We start from the raw sequence: 13,132 nt of genomic DNA, 5'->3' as shown, positions 1-13,132 counted from the left end.
GAGTCTTTATCTTAAGAAGTACATGCGGTAGCTGCTCAATTCAGGACAAAATCCTGCAAGAAGGGCAGAGAAAGATGGGAGAGTGGGGAGTGGGGGAGTGGGAGATGGGGTGATGGGGAGTGGGTAAACTACTAACCACTAACTACTAACCACTAACAAATAACCAATGACCAATGACTAATGACTTAATGACTATTGACTAAATTCCATATCCAAAATTGTTATGATTCGGGTGCTTAATCTAAGAAAATAAAAACTACCAACAAATTTCACTGATTTATTTGCTTTAAAAACTAATATGGCTCTGAATCGTCGGTATTTCTTGTTTTTGGTGGGAGCGAGTGCTGGTGCTTTTGTATTAGATGCTTGCGCTTCAGCAGAGAATAGTCAAAACCCTTCCTCAACAATTACTGCTGCTACCCCTAAGCCAACAACTGCAAGCAGCAGAGGAGCAATCCAACTACCAGCTTTGCCTTATGCTTTCAATGCCCTAGAACCGCATATTGATACAGCTACGATGCGGTTCCATCATGACAAACATCATGCTACCTATGTAAAAAATTTGAATACAGCATTAGACAAGTACCCACAACTTAAAAGCAGAACTGTTGAAGATTTATTGCGTAACCTCAATAGCGTACCGCAAGATATTCGCACAACAGTACGTAACAATGGTGGTGGTCATGTAAACCACTCGATGTTTTGGAGAATTATGAAACCTAAGGGTGGTGGTGCACCAACAGGAGCGATCGCAACCGCAATCAAACAAAACTTTGGCAGCTTTGCAGAATTTAAAAAGCAGTTCAATGAAGCTGGTAGTAAGCGTTTTGGTAGCGGTTGGGTTTGGCTTGCCCGCAATCCAAATGGCAAGCTTGAGATTATGAGTACAGCAAACCAAGATACTCCCCTCATGGAAGGCAAGTATCCCATTATGGGCAATGACGTTTGGGAACATGCCTATTATCTCAAGTATCAAAACCGCCGTGCTGATTATTTGAATTCTTGGTGGAATGTAGTTAACTGGGATGAGATCAACAGGCGGTATGCAATAGCCCAAAAGGTTTAGTACCGCTACCGAGTTAAGTCAAAAGTTATAGAACCCTCCTCGGCTTTCCGTACGCCTATGGCGTACGCTACACCGTAGGGCGTAGCCCTTCTCGTAGAGTAGTCGCTGCACGTCTACGGTGTAGGGTAAGTCAAAGGTCAAAAAATTGTTTCTAAGCTTTTGACCTCTTGTCATACTAGGTTGCAGTTAAAGATAGTACTTCCCTCTCCCCCTCCCTTCTCCCAATTTGGAACAGGGGAGGGGGAGAGGGCACGAATTGCTATATCTAAACACAACTTGGTATCATCCACTAGAAATCAATCGTAAAGATTGAAAATTGGCTTTGTTGTCCTATGTCCTTGGTGATTTGTTTCTACATATGACAAATGACAAAGGACAAATGACAAAAGACAACCCTAAAGTGGTTTTTGTGTAGGGATACCAACAGCGCGGGGAAATTTAGCTGGTGTAGCTGCAACTTTCCGTAAATACAAACAGTGACGGATGCTATTACTTAAGGGAGTTGCAAATTTTTCGATTGATTCAATTACGCCACCTAGCTGCTTCACAGCATTTTCCAGTGCCTTATTTTCATCTCCTGTCCAATTACCCCGGTAAATTATGGCTAAGCCATCTTGTTTGAGTAATGGTAGAGCATATTCGGCACAAACTGAGGCTGTCGCAACCGCACGGATTGTTACCACATCATAGTTTTGGCGGTGCTGGGGCTGCTGGCCTATTTCTTCAACTCTACCAGTCAATAATTTGACATTGGTGAGTTCCAGCTCAGGTAGGATTTTTTCAATAAAAGCTATTTTTTTGCGGGTAGAATCCAGTAGTGTAATGGTGCAGTTAGGTAGGGCGATCGCTACTGGAATACCGGGAAAACCCGCACCTGTACCAATATCAATGAAAGTAGGGGAAAACTCTTCGTGGTGGGGAGAACCGGAGGTGGGGAGTTGGGAAGAGTATAGTTGTGTATTCTCCCTATCACCCAATCCCCCCATCACCCCATCCCTCAACAGGGGTGCAACTCCTCGCAGAGAATCCCAGAGATGTTTTTCCCAAAATTCCTGGGGATCGGTAATACGAGTTAAATTTAGCTTTTGGTTTCCTTCTAGGATTAATTCATACAGCCGCTGCAATTGTGCTTGCTGTTGTATACTTGGTTGCCAATTGAGAGTTTGTTGCCATACATCCGCCATTTCTGGCAATAAAGACATCATCGAGTTGTTCACAATTATTTCATCAACTTATTTTCGAACTCGAACAAAGAAGGTTGTAGTATCTTCCCAAACTCCTTTATTTGTAGCTAGTTTCTTAATTTCTGCTTTGTAATCAATTTGTAACTGCTTTAATTGTTCCTGGGATAGTTTTGACGACAGTGGATTGCCTTTAAAATTTAAATTAATTCCCTTCCAGGATAATTCGTCATCCCTGAGACGGCGATACCATCCAGATGGCTCAATTTTGAGTTCTACTATTATAAAGTTCTACTACCTGTTGCTTGTAATCCATCACTCTTTGAATTGCCGATCTAGGGGAGTATAGTCATAATTTTGTCCGAAGTCTAAGATGATAGCCCAAACTTCGCATATGCTTGGTGTGAGTACCTAACTTCCACTTTGTGGGTTTTGGTAAAATATCTACTTCCGCATCATCCTCGTTATTGTTATGCAAACTCCAGACAGTACTACCTCTGCTCTCCAAGATGTGTCACGCAGAGAATTACGAGATTTAGTGCGAGCACAGCTGCAAAGTTTGCTGGAAGTGGGTGACTTGCGGGGAGCAAAAGCCATTCTAGTGCCTGTGCAGCCTGTGGATATTGCTGAGGCAATTGAAGGTTTGCCAGAAGCAATGCACGCCATAGCTTTTCGCTTGCTTTCTAAAGATGAGGCGATCGAGGTTTATGAATATCTAGATTATAGTGTCCAAGAACGGCTGATTGAAGAATTAAGAAGTCAGGAAGTCCTTGATATCGTTGATAAGATGTCGCCGGATGACCGAGCCAAGTTATTTGACGAATTACCAGCAAAAATTGTCAATCGTCTGTTAGAACAGCTTAGTCCAGCCGAACGGGCATTTACTGCCCAACTTTTGGGTTATGAAGCTGGTACTGCTGGGCGGATCATGACGCCAGAGTTAATATCCTTGAAAGAAAATATGACTGTGGCGGAAACTCTGGAGAGGATTCGTCGCTTAGCTAATGCTAGTGAGATGATTTACTATCTTTACGTTACGGATGCGGCTAGGCGCTTGACTGGGATTTTATCGCTGCGCGAGTTGGTGACATCTCAACCTGAACAAACGATTGGCGAGATTATGACCCGCGATGTGTTGTTTGTCCACACGGATACAGATCAAGAAGAAGTAGCCAGATTAATCCAAAGATACGATTTTTTGGCTGTACCTGTGGTAGACCGAGAACAGCGTCTTGTGGGTATTGTCACTGTTGATGATGTTATTGATATTCTCCAAGAGGAAACCACCGAAGATATTTACACTGTGGGTGGTGGTGTCCAGGCTGGTGGCGACAGCTATTTTCAGTCAGATTTACTTACTATTGCCCGCAAGCGGGTTGTGTGGTTATTTGTCTTACTGATAACTAATACCATCACTGGCACGATTATTAAGTCGCAAGAGGATATTTTGGCAAAAGTGGTGGTGCTGGCGGCGTTTATTCCTCTGTTGACTGGTACTGGTGGTAATGTTGGTGCTCAATCCTCCACAGTGGTTATTCGCGGGATGAATACTGAAGAAATTCGCTCTGTGGGAGGGCCGGCACAGGTGATTGTGAGGGAGGGTTTAGCAGGTGCTTTATTAGGATTAATGCTGGGTATTATCGCTACTGTGTGGGCTTTCTTTCTACAAAAGAATTTACAGGTGGCGATCGCAGTTGGTTGTAGTCTTGTAGCTATTTCTGTTTTGGCTTCTGTCTCTGGTTCTGCACTGCCGTTTTTATTCCGTTTACTCCGTTTAGATCCAGCTTTGATGTCAGCACCATTTATCACTACAGCAGTGGATGTGCTGGGCGTTTTAATTTACTTCTATCTAGCGCGGACAATATTAAATATATGAATTCTAAGTTACGCTTGATGTGGATTTAAAGTAGTGAAAAAATTTCGATTTTGATCCTAGCCTTAATTCATATCAAGCGTTAAAATCAATAATTATACAACTTATAAATCATAGTTAAATTCACAATTACTTTATTTATTACTCCCAGACAAAAATGACACAATCAAGTTAAGAAAACTTGACTAAATAAAAGTAACTGTTGGTGTAATGCTCTTTATAAAGAGAATCAATAATAGCATCAAAGTGCTATTACCAGCACTATTCATTCTTATATTCACTATAGTTTTTATTCCTGAGAAGAATCAAGCTGTAGATGTATCAATACCCAATGATCAGCGAAATAATCCTATTATTGTTGAAAATATCAAACCAGGTACAACTAATTGGCAGTTAACCAATCCCGCTAGCCGACGGGAAATAGAAGGTTATGCTTCACTAACAAGTGTCAATCGCGGTGACGAAATCAAGTTTTTTGTCAATACAAAAGAGCCAAGCTATACGATTGCAATTTTCCGTATGGGTTGGTACGGTGGTGCTGGGGGAAGGCAAATTGCGCCTACAGTTATCCGCCCAGGAGTAAAGCAACCACCGCCAATTGTAGATCGGTCAACTGGTTTCATTGAATGCGATTGGATAGAACCATATGTATTAAAAATACCTGACGATCCAGACGATCCAACTTTGTGGGCTAGTGGTATTTATTTGGCAAAACTTACTGCCAGTGTTAGTGGTAAGCAAAGTTATATTATTTTTGTTGTTCGCGATGATCGTCGTCCTTCTGATATCCTGTTTCAATCAAGTGTCACGACATATCAGGCATATAACAATTGGGGTGGAGTCTCTCTGTATCGGTGGAACAGTAGCGGTCAACAAGCATACAGAGTTTCCTTTAATCGCCCTTATGCTGCTAGTCCTAATCGCGCAGCTGCCTATGGAGTAGGCGCAGGAGAATTTTTAACCAACTTTCAACCAAAGAGAAGAACCTCTAGTGCAGGTTGGGAATATAACATGCTGCGGTGGCTAGAACGAAATGGCTACGATGTTACTTACTGCACTGATGTTGATACTCACGAGAATCATCTAGATCCTTATAGTGGCAAGCCAATACTGTTATTGCATAAAGCATTTGTTTCTGTAGGCCATGATGAATATTGGTCATGGCAAATGCGGCAAAATGTTGAGGCTGCCAGAGATGCTGGCGTGAGTCTCGGCTTTTTTTCTGCCAATACCAGCTATTGGCAAATTCGCTTTGAATCTAGCCGCATAACGCCAGCCATTAACCGCATCATTGTTGCTTATAAAGAAAATGCTGCCTTAGATCCCTATGCTAGAGACGAAGATCCAAGCAATGATTATTTAATTACTACTCTTTGGCGTAAAAAGCCTGTCAATTACCCAGAAGATGCTCTCATTGGAGTAATGTATGAGACATTTCAAGTAAACGCCGATATAGTCATTAATCAGACAGCACCGAGTTGGCTACTTGCTAATACACAATTAAGCCAAAGGCATACCCAAGCTTTCTTGTATTGGTATCGCAAAGAATCTTTCCATAGCATACGCTTGGAAGGGCTTTTGGGCTATGAAGTCGATCGCATGTTTGCCAACGCCCCAGCTAATACGATTCGCGTTGCCCATTCACCCTTTCGTCGCGGTCGTAATATTCGATACGCAGATATGACATTTTACACTACAGATTCCGGTGCAACTGTGTTTGCAACAGGTTCTATGCAGTGGAGTTGGGGACTAGATGACTACAACGTACCGCAATTACGACCCTCAGTTTTAAACACTGATGCTCAAGCCATAACGCGTAACATTCTTACTCAGATGCTGGACAATTCAAAGAGACTGGAGACTAAGGATTATTAAAGCTCTGATTCACTTTCAGGAGCAACAATTTCGCCTTCACCCAAATTCAGTGTCATTTCCTGGTCGGTAATTAATTCACTGAGTTCTTTAACTTGCAAATTCATTTCTTCACAAGCTTTTCGTAGTTCTCGCGCAAACGTATTTAAATCATCGCCATAACCACATTGGTAAGCAGCAGTTTCTATGCCCTGTTTGGCATTTGCTCTCGCACAATCTACTAATTCCGTACCTTGCAATGGTGTTTGAGATGGCATGGTCGTAGTTAATATTTATATAAATTTATAAATTTTCCCTGCTATATTAGCAATAACTCAATATATATTCATCTCTCTAATGAAAGGTAAGAGGTAAAAGGCAAAAATCTATCCTTTTACCTTTTTCTTTTGTTCCTACCCGTTAACTACTACACCACCATTGGGATGTAGCACCTGACCAGACATATAAGAAGAATCATCCGATGCTAAAAATACGTAGCTTGGTGCAATTTCTTCTGGTTGTCCTGCCCGTTTCATGGGTACTTGTTCGCCGAAACTGGCAACTTTTTCTTCTGGAAAAGTAGCGGGTATTAAGGGCGTCCAAATTGGCCCGGGGGCTACGGCATTAACGCGAATTCCCTTTTCTACTAAACTTTGGGATAGAGAACGAGTAAAAGCAACAATAGCACCTTTTGTAGAAGAATAATCAAGTAGTTCGGGACTGCCTTTATAAGCTGTGACTGAAGTAGTATTGATGATAGCGCTACCTTCTTTGAGGTGTTTCATTGCCGCCTTTGTCAAGAAAAACATTGAGAAAATATTAGTGCGAAAAGTCCGCTCTAGTTGTTCTTTACTAATATCTTCAATGCTTTTTTGTGGGTGCTGTTCAGCAGCGTTGTTGATCAGAATATCGAGTTTGCCAAACTCATCCACTGTTTGTTGGACAGCCTGCTGACAAAAGCTTTCATCACCAATATCACCAGATATAGTGACTGCACGCCGCCCTTGTGCTTCTACCAAATGTTTGGTTTCTTTGGCATCGTCGTGTTCATTTAAATAAACGATCGCCACATCTGCACCCTCTTTTGCAAATGCGATCGCTACAGCACGACCAATACCGCTATCTCCTCCAGTAATCAATGCAATTTTATTTTTTAACTTGCTACTTCCCTGATACTGGGAATCATCTGCTTTCGGTTTTGGCGTCATTTCTGACTCAATACCTGGTTGTTGTGCTTGCTGTTGTGGTGGTTGTAATGATTGTTCTTCTGGCATATATCATTCCTTTAAAAAAGTAATGGTTGTTTGTTGGTTGTTGTTTGTTGTTTGGAACAACCAACAGCCAACAACCAACAAACAACATTTTCAAAATTAAACCTTGGATCGAAAATTCAATCCAAGGTTGATTGCTAGTGCTTGCAATCTACGCTCATCTGTGAGTTTTTTATCCCACAAATGGAGTGCTTAGTGTACTAATTACCGCTGGAGCAAAAGCACACAGATTCAATAATTTCTCCTCACTCCTAAAGCACGCTATTAATTTAATCAGGGAACCTCAATACATGACTCTACCGCAATCAATAATTGCTCCTTTCTGCATCTAAATTAACTGTTTTGTGATTATGATTTATCATTCCCTAGATATAAAGCAACTTAAAATCTATCAATCCTTAGAAATAAATATAACCTGTAAAATTTACTTCTTATAGGTATTACTTTGGTAATAAATTCCACACTTGTGTTTTGAAGGTGCGTAATGGATGATTGATGATGGACTCATCCAAATTAACAGTCACCTTTTTCTATTGCTGAGATATTATTTTTCATGAATCTTTCCGAACTGTTCGCCAAAGAAAATGATGTAAGAGTATGAAGGTTTAATAGAAACTCATCAATGAATAATTTGATTTTCTTTAACAAATTGTGGTCAGTGATTATTCTTTGGGATATATCTGAGATTAATAAAACCCGCTTAGGGGGCAAAGCAGGGGTAGTCTTATGCAAATTCTGAGCATTTCTAATTTAGGGCAAATTGACGAGTTTCAGCTTCTTCAGGCGAGTTTGCGCGATCGCTGGCAGAGTATTGAAGGCCCTGCTGAAGACAGCGATGTAGATATTTTAGTCGTTCCCTCCCTTAGTATTGACCAGCGAGAACTCAAAAAAGTTGAAGGCTATGAGCATTATGAAGAAAGACTGTTATTTTCCTTGATTCGCTTGTGGAATCCCCGCAACAGACTCATTTATGTCACATCTGTACCACTCCATCCCAGCATCATCGACTATTATTTACAACTGTTGCCAGGCATCCCCTTTTCTCACGCTCGCAATCGCTTGCTGCTACTCTCTACTTATGATTCTTCCCTCAAGCCCCTCAGCCAAAAGATTTTAGAACGCCCCCGCTTGCTCCATCGCATTCGTCAAGCCTTAAGGCTAGACAAGTCATTTATGATCTGCTATAATTCAACGTCATTAGAAGCAGAATTATCTTTAAAATTAGGTGTACCACTGTACGCTGCTGACCCAGAGTTGCAGATTTGGGGGACGAAAAGTGGCAGCCGCCAAATCTTTGCAGAAAGCGGAGTACCGCATCCAGACGGCAGCGGCAAAGTTACGAGTGTTGCTGATTTGGCAGAAGCTGCTGCTGATTTGTGGGAACGCCAGCCAACATTAAAAAGAATGGTGGTAAAACTCAATGAGGGCATTTCCGGAGAAGGGAATGCACTGTTAGACTTAAGATCGATCGCGGATTTAGCATCTCCTCATGGTTCTCATTCCCAAAGGGTAGCAGCCATAAGTGATCGCTTCCCTAAGCTGCGTTTTCAAGCCAAACAAGAGACTTGGGAAAATTTTTCAGGACGGATAGCTGAATTAGGGGCAATTGTGGAGGCATTTGTAGAAGGGGAAATCAAGCGATCGCCAAGCGTGCAAGGACGCATCACACCCCTAGGCGAAGCAGAAATCCTGTCAACTCACGACCAAATTCTTGGCGGCCCAGACGGACAAGTTTATCTTGGTTGTCGATTCCCTGCCGATGAAGCCTATCGACTGCAAATACAGCAAATAGGCTTAAAAATTGGCAGAAAATTGGCAGAGAAAGGGGCATTAGAGCGATATGGAGTCGATTTTATCGCCGTTCTTCAAGAGGATGAACAGTGGGATCTGCAAGCAATTGAAATTAACCTGCGTAAAGGCGGGACTACCCATCCTTTTATGACACTGAAATTATTAACTAACGGTCGCTATGAGCTTTCTACAGGCTTGTTTTACTCTCAACAAGGGCGTCCCAAATACTATATTGCCACCGATAACCTCCAAAAAGACCGCTATCGAGGATTGCTACCCAACGACTTAATGGATATCATTGCCCATCACAGGCTGCACTTCGACACTGGCACAGAAACAGGTACAGTATTTCATCTCATGGGTTGTCTCTCCCAGTTTGGCAAGTTGGGATTAACCAGCATTGGCGATTCTCCCCAACAGGCAGAAGATATTTATAATAAAGTCGTCAAAGTTCTGGATGAAGAGACCTACAGTAACGATAATAACTTTTCTTGTTTTTCAGAACACACTTTTCCCCTTGCTTGGGATGGATTTAGTTATTAGGAGGATTGTTAGTGGTTAGTAGTTAGTAGTTGGTTGTAAACCACTATCCACTAACCACTATCCACTAACCACTAACTATTCCCCTGTTGTGTACAATCAACTCAGCCTTTGTCTTTGAGGGGTTGTGTCTAACCAGAGTGAGATTCACTGCATAAATCCTGACTGTCTGCGTCCTTATCCCCAGCCTTGGGGAAACAAGTTCTGCAATTGCTGTGGTGCGCCGCTACGGCTGATAGATCGCTATATCCCTACAGCGCGTTTAGGTTCGGGAGGTTTCGCCCAAATTTACACAGTTTGGGATCAAAAGACGCAAACAGAAAAGGTGCTGAAGGTGCTGATCGAAGATTCACCAAAAGCACAGGAATTGTTTGCCCAGGAAGCAGTGGTTTTAAGCAGTTTGCGGCATCCAGGTGTCCCTAGAGTCGAATCAGATGGTTATTTTCAACGCATTTGGTCACATTCCCAAGGGCAGCAAATTTTGCCTTGTTTGGTAATGGAAAAAATCAACGGACTGACTTTGGAGGATATACTGTATCAGCACTATCCTCAGGGATGCCCACAAGAGGTGGTGTTAAACTGGTTAACCCAAGCCGTAGAGATTTTACAACATTTGCACCAACGCCATATTATTCATCGTGACATCAAACCTTCTAATTTGATGCTGCGTACCTCACCTAAGTCCTCTCCTCATCAAAAGAGGGAATGGGGAGGTCAGCTGGTACTAATTGATTTTGGTGGGGCGAAACAATTTGATAAGGCAGTTGTTAGGTCTTTATCGCGATCTACAAAATTATTTTCTTCTGGCTACAGTCCACCAGAACAATTGATTGGTGGGAATATTGGGCCTACGGCTGATTTTTATGCCCTCGGTCGCACAATGATTGAATTGCTGACGGGCAAGCATCCAGCAGATTTAGAAGATCCGGTGACGGAACAATTAAACTGGCGCAGGCACGTTCAAGTTAACCCGCAGCTTGCTGATTTGCTGGATGACATGATGCAGGAAGATGCGCGATCGCGTCCATCAAACGCGAAAATCATTCAAAGACGTTTAGCCCAAATTCACAAAGCAGTACCCAACAAGATTAGACCAATTAGGAGCATAACCCAGATTGTGACATTTTTCTGGGCATTTTTCTGGGAACTAGGAAGAACTATTCAGAAAGCGGTTACTAACCTTACTCAAACTATCAGGAAAATTATTGCTCTAACATTAAGAGCGATCGCCCAAGTCTTACGAGCATGTCTAGATACAATCTGGACAATGATTTTAACTTGTATTGGCACTTGTATAGGTACATTTATTGGCTACGTTTTAGCATTCCACACAAGCTGGGGCTTAGAAACTGGCAAATTTTTGTCTAGTCAGCTAGCTGTATTGCTGGGCAACACTCAACCTGTTTTGGGGTCAGAGATGCTTTTATTTGCAGGTGCTGGCTGGGGAACTGCCTGGGGACTTGTAGCGGCGGGAGGTTATCGTCAACGACGGCGGTTTCTGGTAGCTTCGCTAATGGGGATGGCTGGCTATGGCTTCGGCTGGTTCATCTTGCAATTAATGACGCCAAAAGAAGGCGGTGAGGGATTGGTAGCATTTATTTTAGCTGCTGTTTCCCTACTTACCCTTGGGTTGGGACTTCGCAGTCATCACATAGTCTATGCTGTCATGGCTGCTTTTGGTACCGCGCTTCCGTTTGCCTTTTTGATGAGTATCGGACAGCAACCATCAACCGTGTTTGATAACTTCTTTAGTCTCACCAACAGTTGGCAAGGTTTACTATGGAAGATTGCTTTTTTTAGTGCGATCGGCGTCTTTATCAGTTTCTGGTTGGGGGTGAGTCATTACCTAATTGTGCCTGGGTTACGTCTTTTGGGCTGGCGTCAATAAAAGTAGGGGATAGGGAATAGGGAATAGGGGATAGGGAATGGGGAAGAGTGGGGCATTGGGCATTGTAAACAACCAACAACTAACCACTAACCACTAACCACTAACCTCTAACCCTAACCCCTAACTAACTACACCGTAATTTTTTCTAACATCAATTTAGAACCTTTCAGCGGTTCTGGTATGGGGATGGGGTAATCTCCCGTAAAGCACGCAGAACAAAAGCTTTGGGGATCTTCTCGTGTTGCTGTTAACATTCCCTGCCAGCTTAGATACGCGAGGCTGTCTACTTCCAGTTGCTTAGTAATTTCTTCTACTGATTTGGTTGCAGCAATTAACTGATCCTGGCTATCGGTATCGATGCCATAGAAGCATGGGTGAGTCACTGGCGGCGAGGAAATTCGCATATGCACTTCTAATGCACCAGCTTCACGTAAGGTTTTGACGAGTTTACGGCTAGTAGTTCCCCTCACAATCGAGTCGTCAACAATGATCACTCGTTTGCCATACAATACATCTTTGAGTGGGTTGAGCTTCATACGGATGCCCGATTCACGCATAGTTTGGGTAGGCTGAATGAAGGTACGCCCAACGTAGCGGTTTTTAATCAGTCCCTCTGCGTAGGAGATACCGGAAGCTTGAGAAAAGCCGATGGCGGCGGGAACCCCAGAATCAGGAACACCAATCACAATATCAGCATCAGCAGGAGATTCCTGTGCTAATTGCCGCCCTAACCGCATCCGGTAGCTATACAAACTTTCGCTATGCATGACGCTATCGGGACGGGCGAAGTAAATCATTTCAAAGATACACAACTTTCGTTGCTGCTGTTGATGCCATTGATAAGAAGCCAAACCTTCTTCTGTAATCCAGACTAACTCGCCTGGTTGCACATCCCGTAAATATTCGGCACCAATGATGTCTAAACCACAAGTTTCAGAAGCAAGCACGTAACGCACCGGATCGCTTTCCAAAGTCCCAATGACTAAGGGGCGAATGCCGTTGGGATCGCGAACACCCATGACACCAGCAGGTGTACCAATCACTAGACTAAATGCCCCAACCAGGCGATCAAAAGCTTTAATGCTACCCTCTAGCCAGTTGTTACCTGCGTTAATTTCTTCTGCGATCGCAAAAGCAATCATTTCGGAATCAGTCGTAGTTACCAAGTTGCAGTTTTTCTGCAATAACTCTTCTCGCAACTGTTTGACATTGACTAAATTACCATTATGTGCTAACGCTAGTTTACCTAAGCGAGTATCGACAACAGCAGGCTGGGCGTTTACTTTGCGGCTAGAACCAGTGGTGGAATAACGAGTATGACCAACGCCAATGTTACCGGGTAAGTTGCTTAATATTGCTTCGTTAAAGACTTGAGATACCAATCCCATGTCTTTGTGCAGGTGTACTTGTTCACCATCAAAAGTGGCAATGCCAGCAGATTCTTGCCCCCGATGTTGGAGAGCATACAATCCAAAGTAGGTGAGTTTGGCAACATCTTCTCCTGGTGCGTAGATACCGAAAACACCGCAAGCTTCTTCTGGCTTATCTGGTCGAGATTCCTGATAATTCATTGAGTTATTAGTCGGTAGAGGCTGGTCATCCGCAGTGGCGGGATGGGTGGGGATCATGCTAGCTTTGCTCCTGATGAGGGTGTCAAGTCATTAGGAATAT

9 protein-coding genes are annotated in these 13,132 nt (G+C 42.9%); 5 read left to right on the top strand and 4 right to left on the bottom strand.

The genetic code is table 11. From position 1 onward, the window contains the following. Positions 1 to 298 precede the first annotated feature (298 nt). Positions 299 to 1,066, top strand: coding sequence for a superoxide dismutase (locus FIS9605_RS0116380; RefSeq protein ID WP_026733564.1), 768 nt, complete (start codon positions 299 to 301; stop codon positions 1,064 to 1,066). Between the two features lie 395 nt (positions 1,067 to 1,461). On the opposite strand, the gene rsmG is transcribed toward FIS9605_RS0116380, so the two are convergent. Further along, on the bottom strand, positions 1,462 to 2,271 hold the full coding sequence (gene rsmG / locus FIS9605_RS0116375) for a 16S rRNA (guanine(527)-N(7))-methyltransferase RsmG (protein WP_026733563.1): 810 nt from the start codon (positions 2,269 to 2,271) through the stop codon (positions 1,462 to 1,464). A 448-nt stretch (positions 2,272 to 2,719) separates the two neighbouring features. Between rsmG and mgtE the strand changes: the two genes are divergently transcribed. Continuing rightward, positions 2,720 to 4,123, top strand: coding sequence for a magnesium transporter (gene mgtE / locus FIS9605_RS0116370; RefSeq protein WP_026733562.1), 1,404 nt, complete (start codon positions 2,720 to 2,722; stop codon positions 4,121 to 4,123). Positions 4,124 to 4,366: 243 nt separating this feature from the next. Further along, positions 4,367 to 5,995 (top strand): N,N-dimethylformamidase beta subunit family domain-containing protein, encoded by a 1,629-nt coding sequence (locus FIS9605_RS0116365; RefSeq protein ID WP_231510383.1) that lies wholly within the window; start codon positions 4,367 to 4,369, stop codon positions 5,993 to 5,995. Here FIS9605_RS0116365 and FIS9605_RS0116360 read toward each other — a convergent pair. Both FIS9605_RS0116360 and FIS9605_RS0116355 read right to left on the bottom strand, forming a co-directional pair. Next, a complete protein-coding gene (locus FIS9605_RS0116360) occupies positions 5,992 to 6,249 on the bottom strand; it encodes a hypothetical protein (protein WP_026733560.1) in 258 nt (85 codons plus the stop codon). The two genes, FIS9605_RS0116365 and FIS9605_RS0116360, sit on opposite strands and share 4 nt — an antisense overlap. 135 nt (positions 6,250 to 6,384) lie before the next feature. Then, positions 6,385 to 7,245, bottom strand: coding sequence for an SDR family oxidoreductase (locus FIS9605_RS0116355; RefSeq protein WP_026733559.1), 861 nt, complete (start codon positions 7,243 to 7,245; stop codon positions 6,385 to 6,387). A 723-nt stretch (positions 7,246 to 7,968) separates the two neighbouring features. Here FIS9605_RS0116355 and FIS9605_RS0116350 point away from each other — a divergent pair. Both FIS9605_RS0116350 and FIS9605_RS0116345 read left to right on the top strand, forming a co-directional pair. Then, positions 7,969 to 9,576, top strand: a complete 1,608-nt coding sequence (locus FIS9605_RS0116350; protein WP_026733558.1) for a peptide ligase PGM1-related protein — start codon at positions 7,969 to 7,971, stop codon at positions 9,574 to 9,576. A gap of 124 nt (positions 9,577 to 9,700) precedes the next feature. Next, on the top strand, positions 9,701 to 11,461 hold the full coding sequence (locus FIS9605_RS0116345; RefSeq protein ID WP_026733557.1) for a serine/threonine protein kinase: 1,761 nt from the start codon (positions 9,701 to 9,703) through the stop codon (positions 11,459 to 11,461). 128 nt (positions 11,462 to 11,589) lie between these two features. On the opposite strand, the gene purF is transcribed toward FIS9605_RS0116345, so the two are convergent. After that, on the bottom strand, positions 11,590 to 13,089 hold the full coding sequence (purF, locus tag FIS9605_RS0116340) for an amidophosphoribosyltransferase (protein ID WP_026733556.1): 1,500 nt from the start codon (positions 13,087 to 13,089) through the stop codon (positions 11,590 to 11,592). Between the last annotated feature and the right edge of the window lie 43 nt (positions 13,090 to 13,132).

The sequence above is a fragment of the Fischerella sp. PCC 9605 genome, from assembly GCF_000517105.1.
Classification (GTDB): Bacteria; Cyanobacteriota; Cyanobacteriia; order Cyanobacteriales; family Nostocaceae; genus PCC9605.
Note: the sequence above shows the minus strand (reverse complement) of the source record. Positions and strands in the feature narration are given on the sequence as shown.

Coding starts and splice junctions, on each gene's coding strand:
- FIS9605_RS0116380 (WP_026733564.1), top strand. CDS start 299: ATGGCTCTGAATCGTCGGTATTTCTTGTTTTTGGTGGGAGCGAGTGCT.
- rsmG (WP_026733563.1), bottom strand. CDS start 2,271: ATGATGTCTTTATTGCCAGAAATGGCGGATGTATGGCAACAAACTCTC.
- mgtE (WP_026733562.1), top strand. CDS start 2,720: ATGCAAACTCCAGACAGTACTACCTCTGCTCTCCAAGATGTGTCACGC.
- FIS9605_RS0116360 (WP_026733560.1), bottom strand. CDS start 6,249: ATGCCATCTCAAACACCATTGCAAGGTACGGAATTAGTAGATTGTGCG.
- FIS9605_RS0116355 (WP_026733559.1), bottom strand. CDS start 7,245: ATGCCAGAAGAACAATCATTACAACCACCACAACAGCAAGCACAACAA.
- FIS9605_RS0116350 (WP_026733558.1), top strand. CDS start 7,969: ATGCAAATTCTGAGCATTTCTAATTTAGGGCAAATTGACGAGTTTCAG.
- purF (WP_026733556.1), bottom strand. CDS start 13,089: ATGATCCCCACCCATCCCGCCACTGCGGATGACCAGCCTCTACCGACT.